Below are 25,554 nucleotides of genomic sequence, written 5' to 3' on the forward strand. Positions count from 1 at the left end.
TAAAATTTGCACGAACTATGAATATTCTACCATAAGAAATAGATTGCGAGGACTTGCTATGCTAAGTCTATTTTTCCAATGTGTTAAGATTATAAATAGAATTGTAATCGAAAGGTGGAAAAATAATGGAGAAAACTGAACCAGTAAAATTGACTTCCCTTACAAAAAAAGGAGGCTGTGGCTGTAAAATCGGACCTGCAGATTTGGCGGAGGTATTACGTAGCCTACCACTTGCGACTCCCAATCCTAATTTGCTCGTTGGCCTCGATACGAGTGATGACGCAGGTGTTTATAAACTGACTGATGAAATAGCCATGGTACAGACGCTCGACTTTTTCACGCCAATTGTCGACGATCCTTACGATTTCGGTCAAATTGCTGCAACAAATGCAATCAGTGACATCTACGCAATGGGTGGAACTCCAATTACAGCACTAAACATCGTTGCATTTCCAATCGCTACGCTGGATAAAAAAATCCTTACAGAAATCCTTCGGGGTTCCGGTGATAAATTAAAAGAAGCAGGAGTTACACTTGTCGGCGGACATTCAATAGATGATCAAGAACCAAAATTCGGTCTTGCCGTGACTGGAACCGTCCACCCCGATAAAGTACGAACAAATGCCGGTGCACAACCAGGTGATAAATTACTTTTAACAAAACCAATCGGTGTCGGGATTTACACAACCTCATTGAAAAATGGTTTATTATCGGAAGATGAAATTGTCTATGTTACAAAAATTATGACCACACTTAATAAAACGGCGGCAGAAACAATGGCGACATACGATGTCCATGCTGCCACAGATGTAACTGGCTTCGGACTACTTGGACATGCATCTGAAATAGCGAAAGCAAGCGACGTGGGTATTCGAATCTTTGCAGACCAAGTACCAACACTCCCCCGCACAAAAGAACTGGCGGAAGCTGGAAAAGTACCTGGCGGAACGAAGAACAATTTCGCCCACGTAGCGGATGTTGTCACGTACTCGGAAACAATGGACCAATTCGACCGTTGGATTTTATGTGATGCAGTTACTTCTGGTGGACTGCTCATAGCACTCCCTGGAAACCAGGTGAGTCAACTGTTGGATGAACTTCAACAAAAAGGCGTAGACGCACGGATAATCGGCGAAGTAACAGAAGATAATAAAGGACGGATCACTGTCATTTGATAAAATGTAAATCTTGGTTAGAAGGTGTATTGGATGTTTCGAGATCTGATGTTGGAAGATATATTTACATTGCAAGAAAAAGGCCCACATACATTCATTGATGTCCGTTCTCCTAAAGAGTTTAATGAGGCGACGATTCCTGGAAGCATTAACATTCCTGTCTTTGATGATGAGGAACGCGCGGAAATCGGAACTCTTTATAAACACAATGGACAAGAAGTTGCCATGGAAAGAGGGCTTGAAGTCTTTTCAGAGAAATTGCCGGATTTTATTCGTGCTTTCAAACTTATTAAAACGCCTATGACGGTATTCTGTTGGCGTGGCGGCATGCGCAGTAAGACAGCGGCTACTGTCCTTGATTTAATGGGCATTCATACCACTCGACTAAGTGGAGGGATCCGTTCGTATCGCCAATGGATCGTTCATGAATTGGAAAAGGAGAACTTTCCGCCAAACTTCATTGTATTGAATGGCTATACGGGTACTGGTAAAACAGAGATTTTGAAGCGTCTAGCGAACAATGGCTATCCAGTCATCGATTTCGAACACATTGCTGGTCATCGCGGTTCTATTTTCGGACAAATAGGACTTGAGCCAAGCAATCAAAAGAAATTCGACTCATTATTAGTCCGTGAATTAGAACGTTTTAAAACTGAGCAGTATGTTTTCATAGAAGGTGAGAGCAGAAGGATTGGGAAAGTAAGTTTACCGCAATTTATTTATGAGAAAAAGGAAATTGGGATGCAAATTGTCATTCACCTCCCTCTTGAGGAACGGGTCAAAATTGTTTTAGCAGACTATGAACCGTGGAACAACCCGGAACGTTTCAAGGAGGCTTTTCAATTAATTAAAAAACGATTACATACCCCCATTGCCAAGGAGATTGAAACGCATTTGGAAAATGGTGAGTTTGCATGGGTAGTCGAGTTGCTACTTGAACACTATTACGATCCAAGGTATAAACATTCTGGTTATCAAAATACTGACATACAGAAAGTAGATATCGATGCGAAAAATATAGAAGACGCATTTCAAAAAGTTCTTCATACAATCGAGCGAGAGCAATTGCGCCTAGGTGTAATTGCGTCCGAATTTTGAATTGCGCTTGTTTCCGTAGTACGAGGCGATTTTAGTCTGAATTCTCCTAATCAGCAGGGATTTCTGCTGATTCAAGTTAACATTGCCTCTTTATCGAGAAAATGAACTGCCTGAACAATCTACCTTATCGTTGACTGTTCAGGCAGTTTTTCATTGTTGAGATATGCCGAATCACAGAATTCTCTTTAACGTTTAATTAATTTTTATCATACCCGTATAATTTTACTGACTTTTCCGTCAATAAAAGTTAATATAGAAGGAGAAGCCTATTTTCCGAATTGCCTGCGTCTCATTTCTAAGTTTTTTATATACCTTCTAATTGAGAATGGATATATGTAATTCTCCCCTCTTCATTCAGTAAAAGTGCATACGAAGCTACTTACGACTTGAGGATATGCAGCCTTTATAAAAGAATTAATTTTAGTAGATGTTATTAGTAGATATATTGTTTCTTTTTTAGTATGATTATCATGTAGGAATTAAAACAATCTAGGGAGTGAGAATCTATGACAGAAAAAGACAATAATAAAAAATTAACAACTGCTGCTGGTGCTCCAGTTGTGGATAATCAAAACTCAATGACTGCTGGGCCTAGAGGGCCAATACTATTACAAGATGTTTGGCTATTGGAGAAGCTCGCGCATTTTGATCGCGAGGTTATTCCTGAACGGCGTATGCATGCAAAAGGATCTGCTGCGTATGGTTCATTTACCGTAACACATGATATTTCACAATATACAAAAGCAAAAATCTTCTCTGAAATTGGTAAGAAAACAGATATGTTCGTTCGTTTCTCAACAGTAGCCGGTGAACGTGGTGGTGCTGACGCAGAACGCGATATTCGCGGATTTTCAATGAGATATTATACAGAAGAAGGTAACTGGGACCTTGTCGGAAATAACACACCTGTGTTCTTCTTTAGAGACCCAATGCAATTCCCAGACTTGAACCATGCTGTTAAGCGTGATCCACGTACAAATATGCGTAGCGCCAATAACAACTGGGACTTCTGGACATCACTACCTGAGGCACTTCACCAAGTAACAATTGTTATGAGTGACCGCGGACTTCCAAATTCGTACAGAAATATGCATGGTTTCGGAAGCCATACCTTTAGTATGATCAACGCTGACAACAAACGTGTTTGGGTGAAATTCCATATGCGTTCACAGCAAGGCATTGAAAACTTGACTGACCAAGAAGCCGAGGCAGTTGTTGGGAAAGACCGTGAAAGCCATCAACGCGATCTATATGACAATATCGAAAATGGGAACTTCCCGAAATGGAAAATGTACATCCAAGTAATGACAGAAGAACAAGCCAACAATATGCCTTACAATCCGTTTGATTTGACAAAAGTATGGTATAAAAAAGACTTCCCTCTTATTGAAGTTGGCGAATGGGAATTAAACCGAAATCCTGATAACTATTTTGCAGAAGTAGAGCAAGCTGCTTTTACACCCGCAAACGTTGTACCAGGTATCAGTTTCTCTCCGGACAAAATGCTACAAGGTCGTCTCTTCTCCTATGGAGATGCACAGCGTTACCGTTTAGGCGTGAACCATCACCAAATTCCGGTCAACCAACCGAAATGCCCAGTTCATAGTTTCCACCGTGACGGCGCGATGAGAGTCGATGGCAATATGGGTAGCACACTTCATTATGAGCCGAACAGCTATGGTGAGTGGAAAGAACAACCAAAATATAAAGATCCAGCACTAGATCTTTTCGGTGCAGCAGACCAATGGAATTTCAGAGAAGATGACGATAATTACTTTGAGCAACCAGGTAAACTCTTCAACTTAATGAGCATAGAACAACAACAAGTTTTGTTCGAAAATACGGGGCGTAATATGAATGGCGTTGAGAAACATATTCAGCTTCGTCATATTGTTCACTGTTACAAAGCGGACCCTGCTTATGGTCAAGGTGTAGCAGATGCACTTGGTGTTTCTTGGCACGAGGTGGAAGCAGCTGTTGGTTCTGAAGATTAATTATTGAAGCAAATAAGGAGTGTACTTCGCATAATAATGCGAGGAACACTCCTTTTTTTATAGGCAATCCCTATCCCTACACTCTTTTAGACATTCACTATGATACTACTGACTTTTATGTGAATCACAGGTAGAATAGAAAGTGTATTTAGAATATACAGTAGGGGGAAACTATAGATGTCTATTACTTTTATAGCAAAAGAAGAATTTTTTACGTTTCATGATCCTATGCAAGATGGAAAATTGATTGACCGCAAAACTGAAATTCGAATGGATCCGCTAACAGGAGAAACATCCCGAATCATTTTCGACCCAGGTGCATCCTTTACGTCAATAGATTATTCTGAGCTCGCAACACAAACCGCGGGTAGTAAATGTCCATTCTGCATTGAAAACGTACACACAGTCACACCTAAATTCCCGAATGATATAACCGAAGACGGCAGGATAATTCAAGGAGAAGCCGTCGTTTTTCCAAACCTCTTCCCTTACAGTAAGCATAATGCGGTGGTCCGAATGTGTGATCAGCATTACGTTAAACTCGATGAATTCACAACACCAATGATTGCCAACTCCTTTTCTGCCGCACATAACTATTTGAATAAAGTTATTGCCCAGGATCCGGAAACTGCATATGCATCCATCAACTGGAACTACTTACCCCCTTCAGGCGGTAGCATTTTACACCCACATATTCATGTGCTGGCCTCTGAAATGCCGACCAACTATCAATTGATAACATTAGCAAGCAGCGAGCAATTTTACACAGAAACAGGAAGAAACTATTATGATACATTAATAGAAAGTGAGCAAGAAATTGGTGAACGTTTTATCGCGACGGTGGGTTCCATCGACTGGGTTCATGCTTTCGCACCTAAAAGTCATATTGATTTCATTGGAGTTTTAGGTGCTTCTTCGTTAGGTGAATTAACGGATACCAACTGGCAGGATCTCGCAGAAAGTCTCACAGGCTTTTTCAATTACTTTGAATCAATCGGTATCGCAAGCTTTAACCTCGCCCTGTTTATCCCTGTAAGTAAGAATTCATCTGACCGTGTTCACGTTCGAATTGTTCCCCGATTGACTATGGGCGCACTCCAAACAAGTGATATGAACGTATTCAATTTCTTGCACGGAGAACCGCTAAGTTTAAAAGTACCTGAAGAAATCACAAAAGAAATAGCTGAGTATTTCAGTAAATAATTTGTACAAGTTCTCAAATAATTTCGGGATGAATAGGTTCCTGTAATTTAAAAATCCTCTCGTGTCATATTAGACACGAGAGGATTTTCATTTTTGCATACTTGTATTATTTATCACCCTAACACTTACGTGGTATGACCATTCTAAGATAGCTTGAAATTTCTTGTTTAATTAAATGCTGGCAATGTAACAAGAATCATCAGTGTAAACAGGATAGCTACATAATTCACGGAACACATGAACATCAGATGTGCCCACTTCATATCGTTTTTCGTGAAAAATCCGGCGATAGTCGCAATTAACCACCCAATGTTCATCAACGAGGCAATAATAACAAATACTGTACCAAGCGATCCTAAAAAGAATGGTAATGGCAGTAAGCATGCGACATAGATAACCATTTGCCGCTTTGTAAAATTAAACCCGTGAACGACTGGAAGCATCGCCACTTTTGCCAAACTGTATTCTTCCACTTTCTTCATGGCAATAGCAAACGTATGCGGCATTTGCCAAATGAATAGGATAAGCGTCAGTACGATTGGCACGATATGATAACCAGGTGCAATTGCAGCCCATCCAATTAAAGGTGTCACCGCACCTGATACACTGCCAATGACTGTATTTAGCGTATATCTACGTTTTGACCACATTGTGTACAAAATAACATACGTAAACCATCCAATAAATGCGTAGACAGCCGCTTCAATTGTTGTAAAAGCTAGAAGTACTAAACCTACTACAGATAATATGATTCCTAATCTAAAGACAAATTTAAGTGTAAAGTTTCCAGTAACTGTCGGACGGTTTTTGGTCCGCTCCATCACTGTATCAATATCGACGTCGTACCAGTTATTCAAGATAAGTGCCCCAGCCATAACAAGTGTACTACCTGAAATCGTCAACAAAAATACATCCCAGTTTGCTAAAAAAGTACCATTCGTAAAATAGAGTGCTAACCAAAATCCAGTAAGGACAGGTAGCACATTAGAGATTAAGACTATCGCCTTAAATAAAGATTTAAGATCTGCGAATAGCGTAGAAAGATTTTTTTCTTTCGAAACAGTTTTTTCATTAACCTTCTCCCAAGAAGGATCCATTACTTTAGTCATCAATTCGTCTCTCCTCAAAAAAGCCAGGTGCTTTTCCAATTTGGTGGATTCCCAATTCGTTCAATGGCTGGCATACTTAACTCCATTTTACTCTTAGTTTTCAAGTAAGACAAAGGAAAGCTTTGTGACATTTTCAAAACTACGAGAAAAAAGAATTGGAAACATCAATATGATGTTTCCAATTCACTAAAATTAGTTACGTTTTATTATTTTCCTTCTATAGACTTCAACTGATCCAATTGAATTAATCCTTCAATATCGCTATTAGGGATATATCCTGCTTCCTTACTGATATCAGCCATTTCCTGAATTACTCCGTCATTGACAGAAGTAGTCACTTTTAGGCGCTTAAATGCGACTTCGAGTTCAGCTTTGTTAATCTCTTTTCCCGTTAATTCTTTGATGTGTTTAATGACAAGATTTTGACTTTTTTCAGGATTTTGCTCAATAAACTCAACTGCTTTTACATGAGCTGTTAAGTAGGCTTTCACCAACTTGTCATTCTCCAAAAAATTCTTACTTGCGGCGACAACAGTATTTGGTGATTCTTTCCCCCATGCGAATGATTCCCAGTCCAATAAAAGCTTACCATTTGCCTGTGTTTCCAAAATATAGCCCCAGGGTTCTGGTATTGCAGCTGCATCTAGAGACTTTTGAATAAATAGTGTTGCTGTATCGGCTGGTGCCGCGGCAAACATTTCTACTGTTCCTCCATTTGCCGTCGGCTTCAGATCCACATCTTTTAGTGCTTTACGCAACATGATATCTTGAGTACCCCCAATTCCAGGTATCGCAACTCTCTTCCTATCCAAATCAGCAAGCTCATTAACGTTACTATATTCACTAGCAATAAGGACTGCACCACCATTTACAGCGCCTGAAATTATATGATAGTTAGGGTCTCTTACGTAAAAGTTCAGAACAGGACCTGGTCCTACTGTTCCCACATCAATGGATTTAGTAGCCATCGCTTCCATGAACAGTCCGCCGTTACTGACGGTCTTTGTGTTGATTGTAATATCTTCCCCAAACGCTTCAGTGAAATAACCTTCCTCCAGCGCAACGATTGTAGCCATGTGCGTTAAGTTCGGGAAATATCCAATGTTCACGACTTTACTGCCCGGTGCTCCTTGTTTTGCTTTAGCGCATGCAGTACAAATACTCAAAATAACTAAGGAAATAAGCGCAAGTACGAAAAATTTACGTTTCATCCTTTTCTCTCCCCATCTGTTTCTATAAATAACCTCTTAACTTATTCCTCATTTATTCTGCACACTGCTCTCCAGTCGAAAAAACTAGATTATCTACGATTGTATCGATGCCGCCAATGATGATCATTAGCTATTAAATGTGTTGATCAACCTACGCTAATAAGTAAATGATTACTTACTTTTGTGATAAAACACTAGATGCCCTATGTAGAGGTGCTTTCGGATCAGGCTGAACTGAACGACTACTGTACCATTAACGAACGCAGTAGGATTATAAACATCATTATGATGTTTATAATCCTACTGAATCAGTAACACTTTACGTTTTATTATTTTGCTTCTATTGACTTCAACTGTTTCAATTGAATTAAACCGTCAATATCATTACTAGTAACATATCCTGCCTCTTTACTAATATCAGCCATCTCCTGAATAACTTCTTCGTTGACAGACGTGGTTACTTTCAGACGCTTAAATGCGGCTGCGAGCTCAGTTTTATCAATCCCTTTTCCTGTTAATTCTTTGATGTGCTTTATAACTAGATCTTGACTTTCTTCAGGATTTTGCTCAATAAACTCTACTGCTTTTACATGTGCTGTTAAATAGGCCTTTACTAATGTTTCATTTTCCAAAAATTTCTTACTTGCTGCAACCACGGTATTTGTCGATTCTTTCCCCCAAGCGAATGATTCCCAATCTAACAACAATTGACCGTTCGCCTGTGTTTCCAAAATATAGCCCCATGGTTCTTGGGTTGCTGCAGCATCCACAGACTTTTGAATAAAGAGCGTTGCTGTATCAGCTGGTGCTGCGGCAAACATTTCGACTGTGCCACCATTTGACGTCGGCTTCAGACCCACATCTTTCAGTGCTTTACGTAACATTACATCTTGGGTACTTCCTATTACAGGAATCGCAACTTTCTTCCCGTCTAAATCAGCAAGTTCTTTAATATTACTATGTTCACTCGCGACGAGGACGGCTCCCCCGTTTACAGCGCCTGAAATAATATGATAGTTGGGATCTTTTACGTAGAAGTTCAGTAATGGACCGGGTCCTACTGTTCCTACATCAATGGATTTAGTCACCATCGCCTCCATAAACAAGCCGCCGTTACTGACGGTTTTTGTGTTGATTTTAATATCTTCTCCAAATGCTTCAGTGAAATAATCTTTCTCTAGCGCCACAATTGTAGCGATATGCGTTAAATTAGGGAAATAACCAATGTTCACTTCTTTACTGTCTTGTGCTCCTTTTTCTGTCTTTCCACAGCCAGATACAATTGCCAATACAGCTAAAGAAATAAGCCCAAGTAAGAACAAATTACGTTTCATTCCGTTCTCTCCCCTTTTTTATCTATTATCTATTCTTCAACGCCCAGACACTTGGTCTGCACGATTCGGGTCATCAGTGGGGAGGGATTGAACTTCCCCCTCCTTGTTGTGCCATGAATATCACGTATTTAGACTACCATCCTTCAAAGTCATTCCTGCTTATGCCTGTCACGTCGTAGCATGCTGTTTCCGCTTTTCCCTTAACTAATTCCCCATTTTTTCTGCACACTGCGCTCCAATCGTAAAAAGACAAGATTATCCATGATTGTACCGATAACACCAATGATGATCATTACCGAGATAACCAAATCCATTTGTCCGAGTGATCTTCCCATTTCCAAGAGATACCCAAGCCCTCCTCCACCACCAAGAAGTTCCCCTGCCATTAACGCGCGCCAGGAAAATGCCCAGGCGATTCGTAATCCAGATATGAGTTGCGGGACAGATGCTGGCATAATAACTGTTCGCAAAAAGTGAAAACCGCTAGAACCTAATGTTTTAGCTACTTGTTGATAAAGCCTTGGCACATTTTTAAAACCACTTGTCGCATTGATTGTCATTGTCCAAGTCGCACCGATTGTTACAATAAAAAGAATAGAGAAATCATTCAAACCGAACCAAATGATTGCAAGTGGGAACCAAACAATACTCGGAATCGATTGCAATGCTGTGACAAGAAATCCAAGTGTGTCTTCCACTAACTCAGAACGCCATATGAGGTAGCCTAAAAAAAGACCAAGGATTGTCGCAATTGTAAATCCTATTAATAGACGACTCATGCTAGTAAGGATTGCAGTCATTATTTGACCACTCAAAATACCTGTGTAAAGTGTATGCAATACTTGGCTGAGACTCGGAAACATGAAATCGGGTAAGCTTGATAATCTAGATGTGACTTCCCATATCGCCGCTAGAATCCCGATGAAGAGGGTTCGTCTTAAAAATGTAGTCATCCCCCATTTCCTCCTTTAACACTTTCTCAATTTCACCTTGCAGTGATGCCAATATCTGTTTTTCCAAATGAAAGGTTACATCATTTGGCATAACGCCGTCTTTCATTGTTTTTGAAGAATAAATCTCTTTTATTCTTCCAGGACGTGTTTCAAATACAATAATCTTTTCGGATAAAAGGACAGCTTCCCGAATGTTATGCGTAACGAAAAAGATTGTCACCTTCGTTTTTTGCCAAATTTCCAGAAGTTCATTATGTAACACCATTCTGGTCTGCTCATCCAGTGCCGCAAATGGCTCATCCATCAGTAAAATTGCGGGCTCCATAACAAGTGCGCGTGCGATAGCAACACGTTGTTTCATACCTCCGGACAGCTGATGTGGATAGGCGTCGATAAAATTACTTAGATGGACCATTTTCAACATTTCTCTCGCTTTGTCCTCTGCCTCTTTTTTTGGCAGACCCTTTAAACGTAAGCCATACGTGACATTATCAAGAACCGTTAACCATGGAAATAATCCATCCTGTTGGAATACAACGACACGATCTGGTCCGGGATCCGTCACTACTTTTCCAGCAATCCGAATTTCCCCTTGATCAGCCTTTTCAAGACCAGCAATCAGATAGAGCAATGTCGACTTCCCGCAACCGGAAGGACCAACAATTGAAACAAACTGTCCTTTTTCCACGTCTAACGAGATATTATCCAGCACTTTGACATGACCATTTTCTTTGTGGGGAAAGCTTTTCACAATGCCGTCTATTGTTAAATACATTCAAATACCCCTTCCCTAAAATTCCCTACAAGTAAATCTATATAGGTTGAAATAAAGAATTCCTTTTAAGGCCACTTCGTTTAGTTTATATAGGTTTTCATTTGTTCAACTAATTTAGTAGCTCTATTTATTATTCACGCACTCCGTAAATTGAAGATTTAGTTTTAAAATTCGAACAAATCGCTCGATAAATAGCGTTCACCGGAATCAGGTGCAATACAGACGACCGTATCATTCGGAGTCAATCGCCTTGCAACGGTCAAAGCCGCATATACGGCAGCGCCTCCCGAAGGGCCAATAAGAATCCCTTCATTCGCGGCTAAAGACCGGACTGTCTTGTAAGCTTCATCGTCTTGTATCATAAATATTTCATCATAGACGTTCGTATTCAAAACGGAAGGAATAAAACCTGGACTTGTTCCAACAAGCTTATGCTTACCAGGCTCTCCGCCCGATAAGACAGGTGATCCGGCGGGCTCAACAACATGGACCGTTATTCTAGCATCAAGTTCTTTAAGTGCTTCTCCGGTACCTGTCACTGTCCCTCCCGTTCCTGATGTACAAACAAAAGCATTAAGCTTTCTTCCAATGGACTTCATCGCTTCACTAATTTCAACAGCCGTTGTTGTCCGATGAATATCTGGATTTGCAGAGTTTTCAAATTGCATGGGGATAAAACTGTTTTCAATTTGTGCAGCTAATTCATTTGCTTTGGCGATTGCACCTGGCATTCTTTCCTCACTTGGAGTTAGAACGACCTCCGCACCATATGCTTTCATTAAATTAATGCGTTCAATCGTTGCATTATCCGGCATGACGAAAATCGCTCCATAACCTCTTGCCGCGGCATTCATTGCCAATCCTATTCCTGTATTGCCTGATGTCGGTTCAATAATCGTTGCCGCCGCAACCAATTCCCCACTTTTTTCTGCTTCGACAATCATATTGTAAGCAGCTCGGTCTTTTACGCTCCCGCTTGGATTAAAATATTCAAGTTTCACATAGACAGCTGCTCCTTCTGAATCTGGCAGTCTATTCAATCTCACAAGCGGAGTATTTCCAATCAATTCAGCTATATTGTTTACGACGCGCATATCTGTCATCCTCCCAGTTACATTTAGGACATGTTTTGATATCCACTTATTAATTCTAGAAAGGCATTTTGCATATTGTTAGATTGCCTGTACATGTCATTCGTGATTGCTTTAAGTAATTTCGTTTTTATTGTTTGATCAAAGATAGAATGCTTAACTTTTTCTCTCGACAGCGTTAGAAATTCAAGATAATCGCCATAAGTATCGTCGTAAATTACGGCAAGTTCATCACGAATGCTTTTGGAAAGTGTCGGACTTCCGCCGCCCGTTGCAACACTTATCGTTAGGTCACCCCTTGTCAGCTTTGCAGGGACATGAAAGGTGCTTAACTCCGGATTATCAACGATATTGACCAGTTGATGCTTGCCAGCAGACGATGCAACGAATGTGTTCACGATTTCACTATTTGTGGCTGCAATAACAATCAATGCGGAATCAAGATCAACCGGTTCAAACGATTTATTTTTCCAGGAAATCTTGTTCTCAATAAAGAGTTGTTCTATTTTCGAATGAATCACCGGACTAATCACAGTTATATAAGCACCTGCCTGTAGCAAGCCGGTAACTTTTCTGTAGGCAATCAGACCACCACCAACTACTACTACAGCTTTGCCTTCGATGTTCAACATAATCGGATAGGATTTCATTGTTTTATCCACCTGCCGCTGTAAAGTTATTCTGGAAAAGACCGTAAAATCAGCGGTCCTACTTAGCTTTTTATACTATTAGAAAGTATAAGTTTTTCACTTGGAGCATTGTCTAGACTTCAGCGCCTAGCCCCTCGAGTCGCTTCAGTCCTTAAGTTAAAGGCAAAGTGCGCCTTTCTCTTTAGGCCCTCCAGCGCTTTTCGGGTCTACCAAGGCGCTTGCGCTTTTCTTATTGTCTAGACTCCGGCGCCTAGTCCCTCGAGTCGCTTCAGTCCTTAAGTTAACGGCAAAGTGCGCCTTTCTCTTTAGGCCCTCCAGCGCTTTTCGGGTCTACCTAGGCGCTTGCGCTTTTCTTATTAATCGTGAAAGTCCAATCCAGATTGGACTGCTTTCACATGTCCTGCACGGATAACAAAATCTCCAAAATGCTCGCCTTCTTGTCTTTCCTTCGCGTATTGGAAAAATAGTGGTCTAAGTAGTGCTAGAATCTCTTCTTCTCCAATGTTTTCTCGATATAATTTGTTCAGTCGATCTCCAACAAAGCCAGCCCCTAGATACATATTATATTTTCCAGGAGATTTACCGATAAAGGCTATTTCCCCTAAAGAAGGACGAGAACAACCGTTCGGACACCCTGAAATACGTATGATAATCTCTTTTTCACGCAAGCCCGCTTCATCCAAAATCAGTTCCATCTTATCCAACAGCGAAGGCAGATAACGTTCAGCTTCAGCCATCGCTAGTCCGCAAGTTGGAAAAGCAACACAAGCCATTGAACTTCGACGTAATGCAGAATGATGCTGTCCATCAGTCAATCCATGCTGTTCAATCAGTTCGACGATTTTTTTCTTATTTTGACTCGAAACATTGCTGATAATCAGGTTTTGGTTTGGGCTAAGGCGGAAATCTCCTGTGTGAATCTTGGCAATTTCGCGCAAGCCAGTCATCAGTGGATAATCATCCAAGTCTTGGATTCGACCATTTTGGATAAAGAGCGTGAAATGCCAATTGCCATCGCTTCCTTCTATCCAACCGTAACGATCTCCATTATGTTCAAAATGATAATCACGCGCGGTTTCTAGTTCCCAGCCTAATCGCTCATTGAGTTCTTTTACGACCCAATCAAGTCCACGTGTATCAATTGTGTATTTAAAACGTGCATACTTTCGAACAGAACGATTCCCGTAATCACGTTGAATCGTAATGATTTTTTCGGCTACTTCGATAATCTGATCTGTTGTACAAAATCCAATCACCCGTGCTACCTGAGGATAGGTGTCTGTATCTCCATGTGTCATCCCCATGCCGCCTCCGACTGCAATGTTGAATCCTACTAATTTACCTTCTTCTAAAATGGCAATTAGACCAAGATCCTGCGAAAAGACGTCAACATCATTATTAGGAGGAACTGCTACACCAATTTTAAATTTCCGTGGTAAATAGAGCGCACCATATAATGGTTCGATTTCTTCCTCTGTTTCTTGACTGTCGATTACTTTTTCACCATCAAGCCAAATTTCATGGTACGCATTGGTCCGTGGCGAAAGATAATCACTTAGTTTCTGAGCCCAACCATAGACCTCAGCATGAATATCCGATTGATAAGGGTTTGGGTTACACATGACATTCCGGTTCACATCACCACAAGCCGCTAGTGTATCCATCAATGCCGCATTAATTTCCTGAATATTTTCCTTCATATTCCACTTTAAAATCCCATGCATTTGAAATGCTTGTCGGGTAGTCAATTTCAACGTTCCATTACCAAATTTATTGGCAACACCGTCCATTGCTAGCCATTGCGCCGAGGTTGCAACGCCGCCCGGAGCGCGAACACGGACCATGAACTGGTATGCCGGCTCTAATTTTTGACGTTGTCGCTCATTGCGTAAATCCCGATCATCTTGCAGATAACTCCCATGGTGTTTCATCAATCGATTATCGTCGTCAGGTATCCCGGAACTAATCGGATATTCAAGCGTCTCCACAAGCGTTCCTCGTAAATAGTTACTCTCACTCTTAATCCGCTCAACATCACTAGGTGGACCGGGTTGTGGCGGAAGAATTATTTTTTTAGTCATGTAACTAGCTCCTCTCTCACTTGTTTCAATAGACATCACGTTGATAACGTTTCTGCTGTTGCATGTCAGCTAAATAATCAGATGCTTCCTTAGAACTCATGGCACCCTCTTCTTCAAGGATTTTTTCCAAAGTAGTATGGACGTCAGCAGCCATATGCTTTTCATCGCCGCAGACGTAGAGTACAGCACCCTCTTCTAGCCACTTAAAAATAGCTTGGCTGTTCTCAATCATTCGGTGTTGGACATAGACTTTATCTTTCGTATCACGGGAAAATGCAACATCCATTCTCGTCAATACACCCTCTTTGAGCCATTGTTGCCATTCAACCTGATACAGAAAGTCTGTAACGAAGTGTTGATCACCAAAGAACAACCATGTTTTCCCTTCGGCGCCAATCTCCTCGCGTTCTTCCAAGAATGATCTAAACGGAGCTATTCCAGTACCAGGTCCAATCATAATCAAAGGCGTGTTAGGATCTTCTGGTAATTTAAAGTTCGAGTTACGCTGAACATATACCGGTAAATGATCTCCTGGTTGCGCACGTACAGCACATTCATCTGAACAGACTCCAACCCGATCGCGACCATGTGCCTCATAACGAACAGTTCCAATCGTGAGATGAACTTCATCTGGATTTGCTTTTGAACTACTGGCAATTGAATATAAGCGCGAGGGTATTTTACGTAATATTGCGACAAAATCACTTAAAGAGACTTCCCATGGTGCAAAATCCCGTACTAGATCCAATAGATCACGACCATAGAGATAATCCCTGCATTCTTGCTCCTTTGCTGATTCCAAGAGTTCCTTTAATTCATTGTTAGCGGTAAATTGCACTGCTTTTTGTAGTAATGGTTTCGTCAATACAGTGATTTCAAAATTAGAAATCAACGCCTCGCGCAAGGGCTTAAGTTCACCCTGGTTATTGACCTTCACTGCTTCGCTAGCATTCCAGCCCATCTCTGCAATCAAGGTATCTACTAATTCTGTATCATTTTCTGGGAAAATGCCTAAACTGTCTCCTGGTTCAAACTCAAGGTTCGATCCTTCAAGTGATAACTCAAGATGACGTGTTTCTTTGTTTGAACCACGGCCGTTTAAATTCAGATTCTCTAGGATTTCAGCTTTAAATGGATTTGTTCTAGAATACTCCAGTTGTTCCGTAACACCCTTGTTGGCTGGTTGTTGGACCGTTGTAGAACTGCTTCCTTGTTGCTCATTTAATGTGGCTAAAACATTCGTAAACCATTCCGCGGCAGATTCATCATAATCCAAGTCGCAATCCACACGTGGACTAAGTTGTTTTGCACCTAACTCTAGTAATCGTTCATCAAATTGTTTACCTGTCTGACAGAAAAACTCATAAGAACTATCCCCCAAAGACAGGATCGAATAATGTAGAGTATCCAATTGTGGCGCTCTTTTACCATGAAGAAATTCATAGAATGGCAATGCATTATCTGGTGGATCACCTTCACCATGTGTACTTACAATAAGTAGTAAGTTCTCAATTTTCTTAAGCGAATTCGGTTTAAATTCATTCATAGAAGCAAGCGTTACTTGAAACTCTTCTGCTTTTAAATTCTTCGTCAGTTTTTCAGCTAAAGCCTGCCCGTTACCAGTCTGAGATCCATAGAGAATTGTCACTTCTTTTGAGATGACTTCTATTTGTTTTGACGGAGCTTCCAGAACAGCCACGCTGCCTGAAGCGTTTGATTGCGTAGCTAATTGACTCGCACTCAGATAGCCGCCCAACCAGATTTGTTGTGTCTCCGTCAGTATTGGTAAAAGTTGATTTAGGAGTTCTACCTGCTCCTGATTAAAAGGACTGTTTATCACTTGAAGCGCCAAAATTTCCCACCCCGCAAAATTAGTATTTTACATATATATGCTGAACACGCGAATACTTATATAAACTAAGCTGAGGTATCCTCAAGCGTCATAGCGAATTCAAAAGAATTCTTTATTTCAACATACACAGCTATAAAAAGAGCATTATTTCAATCTAATTTTCTCGTTTCTCTCTATTTGAACCACAACATTGTCTTGAATAACCAATGTGATAGAGCCATAATTCATCGTGCTCAGCATCTTTTTAACATTTTCAATAGTAAGTTCAAGATTTTGTTCCCGTTTCTCCATAGTTCCTTTCATCCTCTCAGACAAAATATCTTCATTTAAATAAGCTGACTGATTTGCTCTTTTTCAAGTAACTCATTCACCCGTTCTACAAGTACATCCTGGACATATTTGTGATAACCAAGATTTTCACAAAGAATAAGCTGCTGGTCATTAGGAGACTGTGTCACAATCTTTTTCTCAATTCCATTCATTAAAATACCTGTAAATAATAAGTACGGAATAATGAAAACTTGCTTTTGAGGTGCTTCCTGTAGTTGCAGTAATGCTTCATCGAAATGAGGATCTGCTCCGTAAAGAAAACAAACAGTTACTTTATTAAAGGCGTACTTGTCAGCAAGAAGCTGTGCAATTTCGTTTAAATCATGCTTAACTGCGGGATCACTACTCCCCCTGCCTACGATTAACACTTGAGCATCTTCTGCAATCGCTACTTGTTGTTCAACAACTCGGTCATATAAACTATCAACAATCTTCGGATGAATGCCAAATGCTTTTCCGTATGTAAATTCGATATCGGGATACATGATTTTTCCAACTTCGATTTCAAATGGAATATCTTCATTTGCATGCGCTGCAGTTAATAAAAGTATAGGTACAATGGCAATTTTAGTAGCTCCGCGTTCCACGCATTTCGTAATCCCTTCATCCACGCTTGGTGCCGCCAGTTCTAAAAAACAAATCTCTTGAATCGGAACATCGATCATTGCTTGACTGCTCTTAATAAACTGAACGGCTTCTTCGACACCTGCTTTAATTCGGCTACCGTGGCCCACATATAAAACTGCCTGCATGCTAATCCCTCCTCGTATCAAGACTAAGTTAACCTTTCTTTATTATTAAGCAGGGATTTTCACCACTGCTGAATGAAGTTAAACTGCTAGTATGCAGATACTTCTTTAATACTATTTTGGTTCAACTCTGTTTGTTCAAACCATTGAATCTTCTCTCGCAATTTCACAACTTCGCCGACAATGATCATACTTGGATTTTTAATTTCGGAATCTCTCGCAATCTCTACAATGGTCGACAGTGTACCTGTAATCGTATACTGCGCTTCTGTCGTCCCCCAATGAACAAGTGCAACTGGCGTGTTTTCAGGTCGGCCATGCTTAGTCAGTTGCTCACAAATATAAGGTAAGTTTCCGACACCCATATAAATCGCTAATGTATCAATACCAACTGCAAGACTTTCCCAATGAATGGAATCGCTTTTTCCAGCACGCATATGGCCAGTTACAATCGCAAAACTAGAACTTAAATCACGATGTGTGACTGGGATTCCCGCATAAGCAGGAGCCGCAATTCCAGCAGTAATTCCTGGAACCACCTCAAAAGGGATTCCGTTGTCTGCAAGAACTTCTGCCTCTTCAGCACCTCTGCCAAAAACGAATGGATCTCCACCTTTTAAGCGTGTGACGATTTTTCCCTGCTTCGCATATTTCACTAAAAAGTGGTTAATCGTCTCCTGAATCATTGCATGGTAATTTGGGAGTTTTCCACAATAAATTAAGTCCGCTCCCGGTTTTGCATAGGAGAGCAACTCTTTATTAATTAAACGATCATACAAGATGACATCCGCTTGTTGAATACATTTCATCCCTTTAACGGTGATTAAATCAACATCTCCAGGTCCAGCTCCAACTATAAATACTTTTCCCATTCTCATCTCTCCTCTCACCGCTCAGTTCTACAATAAAATCATCGTTATGAATGAATCTCTTCTTTTTGCATTCCTGCAATTAATACTTCGATCACTTCCGGTCGGCTAAATGTCGATGGCAGTTGTTCTCCCTTACGAAGCATTTCTCTCACTTTTGTTCCCGACAAGATCACATGGTGACTGGCATCATGCGGACATGTTTTTGGTGTTGCCATGTTGCCACACTTATTGCAGTAAAAGCTATGTTCGAAAAATAATAACGTAATCCCAAGTTCTCCAAGCGTAAAGTTGCTAAAGATTTTCTGAGCATCATACGTACCGTAATAATTACCAACACCCGCATGATCACGACCGACGATAAAGTGTGTACAACCAAAATTCTTTCGAACCATCGCATGAAAAACGGCTTCTCTTGGTCCGGCATAGCGCATTGCCGCTGTAAACACACCTAAAAATACATGCTCTTTCGCATAATATTTTTCTAGCAAGACTTCATAGCTTTCCAGGCGCACATCTGCTGGAATATCATCCGATTTCGTTTCACCAACAAGTGGATTCAAAAATAATCCATCTACAATTTCCAATGCAGACTTTTGAATATATTCATGTGCCCTATGAACTGGGTTTCTCGTTTGGAAACCGACGACTGTTTGCCAGCCAAGTTCTTGGAATTTCCCTCTTGTTTCAATCGGGTCATATAAGTACTCCGAAAACTCATTCAGCGGCCTTCGCTGAATTAGTGTGATGGTTCCACCCAGATAGACATTAGGGCGCTCAAACAACTTCTTGACGCCTGGGTGCTCACGGTCTGTCGTTTGATAGACTAGTTTAGCTTCTTTTTCCTTATCTGGTGTAAAAATATCCGATACTTCGAGAACACCATAGACAACTCCATCTCTCACCAATTTCACAAATTCCCCAACAGCGATACCTTGTGCGTTCACCTCTGTCGTTGGCAATGTAATCGGAATTGTCCAAGGTACTCCAGTAGATAATCTCATTGTTGTAATAACAGAATTGTAGTCTACTTCTGTAAGAAATCCACTTAAAGGGCTATAAGCACCCGTACCAATCAAATCCAAGTCACTACTAGCAATTTCGTCTAATTCAACTGTTTCAGTTATTCCTTCGTATTGAAAACCAGGATTCCAGCGATTAATTAATGTACCACCATGCGGTTGACTCAAACTCATTTAAATTCCCCCATTTTCATTAGCATTATGCAAGCCACACTCTGTCTTCGCCTGATTTGCCCAGCGCCCTGACCTCGACCCCGTCGTTGTATCCCCTTTGAATGTGCAGTGTGAACAACCGATACTGGGATAGCCTTGGTCATGGAGTGGATTATAAGGCAAATTATGTTTTTTTACATAATCCCAAATATCAATCCACGTCCAATGAATCAGCGGGCAAATTTTAACCGATTGAAAGGTTTCATCTTTGTTCACAAAGTTTGTCTGACTTCTTGATGGTGATTGTTCGCGCCTAAGTCCGGATAACCAAGCGGTCGTACCGCTCATTGCTTCACGGAGTGGAATTACTTTCCTCATATGACAACAACGATCCGGCTGTCTTTCCCATAGTCGATCGCCATACTTGTCAGCTTGTTCCTCAACCGTTAAGCCGGGAGTCTTCATTTCAATTACAAGCTTTGGATAACGTTTCTTTACTTCATCGATTAAGGTATGCGTTTCTTGAAAATGAAATCCGGTTTCGAGAAAGACCACTTTAGCAGTTGGTTTTATTTGCGAGATTAAATCTATCATTACGATACCTTCAACCCCAAAACTACACGCATATACAAGTTCATCGTCGTATTCTCCGTAAGCCCATCGCAAGACGTTTAACGCACCTTTTGACTCGTCATCGATTGGAAAAACTTCACTAGTCTCAGCCCAAGATTTGTACGTCAACTTCGCCATACTAATCCCCCCTCTAAACTCAATAACTCTATTACATTATCTTTTTTTAAAAAAGGCGACTTTAATCTACTATTGATTAAAGTCGCCTCTAATTTTTTAGTCAGCGAATTGTTCGTATGTTCACGATTGTCCATTAGCTTCTGGATTTCCAGTCGGCATGTGATTAGCGTTTATATTAACTTTATTAATCCTATGTGTCAAGTAGGTTTAAATACATTCTATTCCTAAAACCCCAATATGTTACGCATTGAGTAATTTTTTTAGATATAGTTATTTTCTTTTAAATAAGAAACGATGACTTTGACAGACTCTACAATATTTAATTGATTGGTATCAATGATTATTTCCGGGTTAACAGGTTCTTCATAAGGAGCATCAATTCCTGTAAAGCCTTTAATTTCACCCAATCTTGCTTTCTTATAAAGCCCCTTCGGATCCCGTTCTTCACAAGTTTCTAAACTGGCCTTGACGTATATTTCGATAAACTCATCGGATTTGACAATTTCTCGCACCTGATCTCGATCTTCCTGATAAGGCGATATGAATGCTGTCAATGTGAATAAGCCAGCGTCGACCATAAGTTTTGAAACTTCACCGATTCTGCGAATATTTTCCGTCCGATCATTTGGACTAAACCCCAGATTCTTATTTAAACCGTGCCGGACATTATCTCCATCCAGTCGATAAGTGTGAATGCCTTTCGCGTGTAACTCTGTTTCTAGCGCTACTGAAACTGTTGATTTCCCTGACCCTGATAGCCCTGTGAACCAAAGAATAGCACTCTTATGGCCCTTTAGTTCTTGACGATTTTCTTTTGTTACCTCTGATTCATGCCAAACGATATTTGTAGACTCTGTCATTGTTTGCCCCCCTAAATCATTTGTTTCAGTTTAATTTTTATATACAAAAAAGACACCTTTTTCCGATTCAAATAATCGATTAGAAAGTTGCCTTTAGTTGTCTAATTAGCATGTATGAAATTGTTAAAATGATAAATGACTTACAACCTTTACAGTAAAGAAATAAAAAAACCACTTCTAAATAGAGCAAGAAGAGGTTAATAGAATCGAACACATATTACTCCTCTTATCTGCTAAACTTTCGTTTACTGGAATTGGCACAGTACTAAACAGTCTGTTGCCGAGGTTTCATCGGGCCAGTCCCTCAACCTCTCTAGATAAGATATAAACTATTAAGTTGAGACCAATACTACATTATCAAAAATTCAAAGTCAATGACTTATCAGAATTTATTTTCAATCATATCAGTTTAGTTGGAATTAAAGGCGATCTTCTTGCACATATAAAAGGCACTTTAAACTACTTTTCAGTGCGCTAGGAAATATGTTTGTTAACTCTCACTTAACCTTTCGTTGTTCTCATTGGTTTTCTCTATTTCCTTTTCATAATTATTTTTCCAATTAACAAGAAAGATTCCTGCAAATATTAGTAAGCCACCAAAAAGGATAGACCAGGTTAGTCTTTCATGGAGTAAAAACCATCCTGTGAGTACACCGAAGAATGGCGCTAAAAAAAGGAATGCACTAGTTCGTTCTTGATTACCTCTTTGGAGAAGATAAAACCAAATAGAAAACTGAATAATTGAAGCTGCAATGGTAAGCCATAACAAAATCAGGATAGATTGAGTAGTCATTTTAAAGAAAGTCTCTTCCAGTAGTAAGCTTCCCAGAAAGAGAATTAATCCACCAAAAAGCATTTGATAGGCTGTCATTACATACGTATCAAATTTGAAACCATGTATTTTTATCAATAGCGTAGCAATCGCCCATGAAACAGCCGACAAAAGCCCTAATATGGTACCGACTTTAAAGTCAAGATGTGAACCTAACGTGAGAAAAACCCCGATAAAACCTAACAGTACACCTATCCATTGCTGAATATGGTAACGCGATTTTAAAAAAAGCGTCCCAAAAACGACAACGAGTAAAGGATTCATAAACGTTAGGATAGACGTCTCTCCAGAAGTGATTGTACGCAGTGCCATAAATATACAGCCCATTACAAAAGCTGTTTGGAAAAGTCCAATTAGAACAAGCCACAACCAGTCGATTGCTTTTACTGGATGTGGCTTGTTTAAGATTTTAACGATAGTTGCCATAATAATCCCTGCAAGCGTAAAACGCAGAGCGACTAATAGGAGTGGAGATGAATAGGCTAACCCTAACTTCCCTATTGTAAAAGAAGAACCCATTAGTCCAGTCGTCAAAATCACTAACAAGCAAAAACTGATTCGATTCATCCGGTCCCCACCCCCACCCCATTATTACTATAAAACGTTTAAAAGAAAATGCTGATCAATTGATTTCACTTTAAGTTTTCAAAGAATACACGGATAACGTCGGCTCCGCCTAAGAAGGTCCCCAACGTTCCTCCCAAGTTAGTCAAAACGATTACCAACAAGACCCGTGTCACCTTATTTGCCCAAAAACCTTTAATCGTAAAAACATCTGCAGAAAGCGTTTCAAAATCACCAACACTTGGGCGGCGAAAAAATGCTTGAACAATTCCTGAAACCCAACCGGCCGCTATCAGTGGATGCAAGGTAGTAATAGGGGCTGATACAAAGGCCGCTAAAATGGCCAGCGGGTGTCCAAGAGCCACCGCAGCACCAATAGCTGACAGGCTACCTGTCCATAAGACCCAGCTTAACGCTTGATCGAAACCGGCAGATGGATTTGCGATAAAGGTGTAGGCGATAATTGATAATAGAAGAATCGGAATTGCCCATCCGATAATTTTTGGGATTTTTGATTTTGGTGGTGTTTGCGCTAATGCGACTAAATCATGGTCATTATAGATTTCTTTTGTAATCCCTGGAACATGTGCTGCACCAATGACTGCAACGACCTTTTTACCTGGTGCATCTTTGATTTTCTGTGCTAAATACTGGTCTCTCTCATCGATTAAGGGCGTCTTTAACCTTGGAAATGATTCCGTAAAGTCAGTTAGAACGGCATTTAGCGTGTCCTTTGATTTCATTTTCTCCAATTCTTCTTCAGAAATCGTCTCTTTGCTGAAGATACTATAAAAAACCGACATCAGAAGCTGACTTTTCCCCTTAAGTCCAATATTCCCCCAAATTCGGGAAAAAGTAATTTGGATATTACGGTCAGCAAGCACCAAATTTGCACCGACTTCTTTTGCTGATTCAATCCCCTGAATCATTTCCTGTCCAGGTTTAATATCAAATTGCTTTGCCAAACGATTTTGAAAGGAGGATATTGCCAGATTCATTAAGAGCAATGTAGCTTTCTTCTCTTTAATCACCTTGAAAATATCCGTTTCTTTCCACTTATTACTATCCATTATAGATTGAAACCTTTGTTCATCCAATTCAATGCATACTGAATCGGGTCTTTCCTTGTCGATTACCTCTTTTACTTGTTCTGCACTTTGCTTGGAAACATGGGCAGTTCCAATAAGTATTAGTTCTCTACCGTCTAATTCTATTCTCGTAATGTTAGTCTCTTGCATTGACAAACTTCCTTTATGAACTTATTTCTTCTGAGCAACCTTAAGCCAAGGTTTACTAAAAAGACGGTCTAGTTATTATAATGAATCAGTTTGAATGAAATTTCAATTATCTTTCATTATTAATATAATGAAAGTCACCCTCATGGATAATGACTATTAAATATGATACGTAAAGTCCTCGGGCAATACCCTTTTTAAAAATTTCTGTGTTCGTTCTTCCTTTGGATTTACAAAGATTTCATGGGGTGCTCCTTCCTCTACTACGACTCCCCCATCCATAAATATTACTTTGTTAGCTACATCCTTCGCAAAACCCATTTCATGTGTGACAACTAACATAGTTGTTCCTTCTTTCGCGATATTCTTCATAACTGTCAAAACTTCCCCGACTAATTCTGGATCCAATGCAGAAGTTGGTTCGTCAAATAAAATAATGTCTGGATTCAAAGCAACTGCTCTTGCAATGCCTACCCTTTGCTGCTGCCCTCCCGATAATTCACTGGGATATGCATTGTATTTATCCGACAGCCCCACTTTATCCAACGCTTTTTTCCCTATCTCAACCGCTTCTGCTGTCGGGATTTTTCTTCCGATAATAAGTCCTTCTGTAACGTTTTCTAAAGCTGTTTTATTATTGAACAAATTATTGTTTTGAAATACAAAAGCGATTTTCTGTCTAATCTGATGGATTTGTTTTTTGGATGCTGTTTTTAAATTCACGTCTATATCCCCAAAAATAGCACGGCCTTGATCCGCTTTTTCTAAAAAATTGATACATCTCAGTAATGTTGTCTTACCGGATCCACTTGGCCCCAGTATAACAACAACATCGCCTTTATCTATTGTTACGTCAACACCTTTTAAGATTTCAGTTTTACCGAATGACTTATGGATATCTCTAATTTCTAACATGCTTCGGATCCCTCCTTTTCATACTTAAACGACTGACGGTTTATATTTACTCAAACGTTTTTCATATAGTTTAAATGCGAATTCGACTGCACTGCATAACAGTAAATAGACAAGAAAGATATCGATATAGGCCTCAACATAATTGTAGCCTACGTTCGCTGCCACTTTTGCTTTCAACGTAATTTCTTGTAATGACATTGCATACCCGAGAGATGTCGCTTTGATTAAGTTGACTGTCGCTGTACAGATATTCGGCATTGCAACGACCAATGCCTGTGGAATAATAATTCTTCTGTATGCTTGCACATTCGTTAGCCCCACTGATTGGGCAGCTTCCAACTGCCCCTTGTTCACCGTGCTTAGTGCAGAGCGAAAAACTTCAATCAGGACCGCTGTAGTGTTAAAAGTGAAGACAATGAATGCGTACCAAATTGGATTCACTTCATACACATTCATCCCAATATTAAACTTTGTAAATAGTGAACTTAGCAATAAGGGGACACTACTATAGACGATGAAAATCTGAATGATAATTGGGGTTCCTCTGACAAAAGAAACGTATACTTGTGCAAAACGATGTAACACGGGAATTCGATTGATTCTTGTTAGTGCCAGTAAAAATCCTAACGGCAACGCAAAGAGCAAAGCTACAATTGTAATGAATAGCGCTATAGGAACACCTGATAATGCGATAAAAAATGTATCTACTAAAAACTTGTAATTTAATCCTTCAGACACTTTCTCACCCC

At 40.1% G+C, this 25,554-nt stretch carries 23 protein-coding genes and 1 riboswitch; of the genes, 4 read left to right on the top strand and 19 right to left on the bottom strand.

Going from position 1 to position 25,554, the window contains the following annotated elements:
• Window positions 1–125 precede the first annotated feature (125 nt).
• The 4 genes from selD (at window position 126) to MKZ26_RS03740 (ending at window position 5,470) form a co-directional block, all read left to right on the top strand.
• Window positions 126–1,175: a selenide, water dikinase SelD gene (gene selD / locus MKZ26_RS03725; protein ID WP_340764497.1), complete on the top strand. Its 1,050-nt coding sequence runs from the start codon at window positions 126–128 to the stop codon at window positions 1,173–1,175.
• Between the two features lie 33 nt (window positions 1,176–1,208).
• A complete protein-coding gene (mnmH, locus tag MKZ26_RS03730; protein ID WP_067208983.1) occupies window positions 1,209–2,273 on the top strand; it encodes a tRNA 2-selenouridine(34) synthase MnmH in 1,065 nt (354 codons plus the stop codon).
• Between the two features lie 506 nt (window positions 2,274–2,779).
• Complete coding sequence (locus tag MKZ26_RS03735; RefSeq protein WP_067208981.1) at window positions 2,780–4,267, top strand: catalase; 1,488 nt, start codon at window positions 2,780–2,782, stop codon at window positions 4,265–4,267.
• Between the two features lie 177 nt (window positions 4,268–4,444).
• Window positions 4,445–5,470, top strand: a complete 1,026-nt coding sequence (locus tag MKZ26_RS03740) for a hypothetical protein (RefSeq protein WP_340764499.1) — start codon at window positions 4,445–4,447, stop codon at window positions 5,468–5,470.
• A gap of 167 nt (window positions 5,471–5,637) precedes the next feature.
• On the opposite strand, the gene cyoE is transcribed toward MKZ26_RS03740, so the two are convergent.
• From cyoE to MKZ26_RS03835, 19 genes are all read right to left on the bottom strand, one after another.
• Window positions 5,638–6,579, bottom strand: coding sequence for a heme o synthase (cyoE, locus tag MKZ26_RS03745; protein WP_067208977.1), 942 nt, complete (start codon window positions 6,577–6,579; stop codon window positions 5,638–5,640).
• A 206-nt stretch (window positions 6,580–6,785) separates the two neighbouring features.
• The gene (locus tag MKZ26_RS03750; protein ID WP_340764500.1) at window positions 6,786–7,790 is read right to left on the bottom strand and encodes an aliphatic sulfonate ABC transporter substrate-binding protein; all 1,005 of its coding nucleotides are present in this window, start codon (window positions 7,788–7,790) and stop codon (window positions 6,786–6,788) included.
• A gap of 329 nt (window positions 7,791–8,119) precedes the next feature.
• On the bottom strand, window positions 8,120–9,124 hold the full coding sequence (locus MKZ26_RS03755) for an ABC transporter substrate-binding protein (protein ID WP_340764501.1): 1,005 nt from the start codon (window positions 9,122–9,124) through the stop codon (window positions 8,120–8,122).
• A gap of 200 nt (window positions 9,125–9,324) precedes the next feature.
• Window positions 9,325–10,077 (bottom strand): ABC transporter permease, encoded by a 753-nt coding sequence (locus MKZ26_RS03760; RefSeq protein WP_067208970.1) that lies wholly within the window; start codon window positions 10,075–10,077, stop codon window positions 9,325–9,327.
• Window positions 10,010–10,852 (bottom strand): ABC transporter ATP-binding protein, encoded by an 843-nt coding sequence (locus tag MKZ26_RS03765; protein ID WP_067208968.1) that lies wholly within the window; start codon window positions 10,850–10,852, stop codon window positions 10,010–10,012. The genes MKZ26_RS03760 and MKZ26_RS03765 overlap by 68 nt, the downstream gene beginning before the upstream one ends.
• A gap of 164 nt (window positions 10,853–11,016) precedes the next feature.
• A complete protein-coding gene (gene cysK, locus MKZ26_RS03770) occupies window positions 11,017–11,946 on the bottom strand; it encodes a cysteine synthase A (RefSeq protein WP_340764502.1) in 930 nt (309 codons plus the stop codon).
• 23 nt (window positions 11,947–11,969) lie between these two features.
• Window positions 11,970–12,593: a precorrin-2 dehydrogenase/sirohydrochlorin ferrochelatase family protein gene (locus MKZ26_RS03775; RefSeq protein ID WP_340764504.1), complete on the bottom strand. Its 624-nt coding sequence runs from the start codon at window positions 12,591–12,593 to the stop codon at window positions 11,970–11,972.
• A 356-nt stretch (window positions 12,594–12,949) separates the two neighbouring features.
• On the bottom strand, window positions 12,950–14,674 hold the full coding sequence (gene cysI / locus MKZ26_RS03780; RefSeq protein WP_340764506.1) for an assimilatory sulfite reductase (NADPH) hemoprotein subunit: 1,725 nt from the start codon (window positions 14,672–14,674) through the stop codon (window positions 12,950–12,952).
• A 25-nt stretch (window positions 14,675–14,699) separates the two neighbouring features.
• On the bottom strand, window positions 14,700–16,526 hold the full coding sequence (locus MKZ26_RS03785) for an assimilatory sulfite reductase (NADPH) flavoprotein subunit (protein ID WP_340764508.1): 1,827 nt from the start codon (window positions 16,524–16,526) through the stop codon (window positions 14,700–14,702).
• 144 nt (window positions 16,527–16,670) lie between these two features.
• Window positions 16,671–16,817 carry a YezD family protein gene (locus MKZ26_RS03790; RefSeq protein WP_082786557.1) on the bottom strand — a complete coding sequence of 49 codons (147 nt, stop codon included), beginning with the start codon at window positions 16,815–16,817 and terminating at the stop codon, window positions 16,671–16,673.
• A gap of 35 nt (window positions 16,818–16,852) precedes the next feature.
• Window positions 16,853–17,608 (bottom strand): sirohydrochlorin chelatase, encoded by a 756-nt coding sequence (locus MKZ26_RS03795; protein WP_340764509.1) that lies wholly within the window; start codon window positions 17,606–17,608, stop codon window positions 16,853–16,855.
• Window positions 17,609–17,694: 86 nt separating this feature from the next.
• A complete protein-coding gene (gene cobA / locus MKZ26_RS03800) occupies window positions 17,695–18,477 on the bottom strand; it encodes a uroporphyrinogen-III C-methyltransferase (RefSeq protein WP_067208943.1) in 783 nt (260 codons plus the stop codon).
• A 44-nt stretch (window positions 18,478–18,521) separates the two neighbouring features.
• Complete coding sequence (gene sat / locus MKZ26_RS03805; RefSeq protein WP_340764511.1) at window positions 18,522–19,670, bottom strand: sulfate adenylyltransferase; 1,149 nt, start codon at window positions 19,668–19,670, stop codon at window positions 18,522–18,524.
• Window positions 19,671–20,399: a phosphoadenylyl-sulfate reductase gene (locus MKZ26_RS03810; protein WP_067208939.1), complete on the bottom strand. Its 729-nt coding sequence runs from the start codon at window positions 20,397–20,399 to the stop codon at window positions 19,671–19,673.
• 260 nt (window positions 20,400–20,659) lie between these two features.
• Entirely contained in the window at window positions 20,660–21,259 is a 600-nt protein-coding gene (gene cysC, locus MKZ26_RS03815; protein WP_340764513.1) for an adenylyl-sulfate kinase, read from the bottom strand.
• A gap of 223 nt (window positions 21,260–21,482) precedes the next feature.
• Window positions 21,483–21,583, bottom strand: a riboswitch (SAM riboswitch).
• Window positions 21,584–21,749: 166 nt separating this feature from the next.
• Window positions 21,750–22,658, bottom strand: coding sequence for a DMT family transporter (locus tag MKZ26_RS03820; RefSeq protein WP_340764515.1), 909 nt, complete (start codon window positions 22,656–22,658; stop codon window positions 21,750–21,752).
• Window positions 22,659–22,723: 65 nt separating this feature from the next.
• Window positions 22,724–23,893, bottom strand: a complete 1,170-nt coding sequence (locus MKZ26_RS03825; RefSeq protein WP_067208930.1) for a TraB/GumN family protein — start codon at window positions 23,891–23,893, stop codon at window positions 22,724–22,726.
• Window positions 23,894–24,049: 156 nt separating this feature from the next.
• Window positions 24,050–24,805: an amino acid ABC transporter ATP-binding protein gene (locus MKZ26_RS03830; RefSeq protein WP_340764517.1), complete on the bottom strand. Its 756-nt coding sequence runs from the start codon at window positions 24,803–24,805 to the stop codon at window positions 24,050–24,052.
• Between the two features lie 24 nt (window positions 24,806–24,829).
• Window positions 24,830–25,543, bottom strand: a complete 714-nt coding sequence (locus tag MKZ26_RS03835; RefSeq protein ID WP_340764519.1) for an amino acid ABC transporter permease — start codon at window positions 25,541–25,543, stop codon at window positions 24,830–24,832.
• Window positions 25,544–25,554 lie beyond the last annotated feature (11 nt).

This window comes from Sporosarcina sp. FSL K6-6792 (genome assembly GCF_038004885.1).
Classification (GTDB): domain Bacteria; phylum Bacillota; class Bacilli; order Bacillales_A; family Planococcaceae; genus Sporosarcina; species Sporosarcina psychrophila.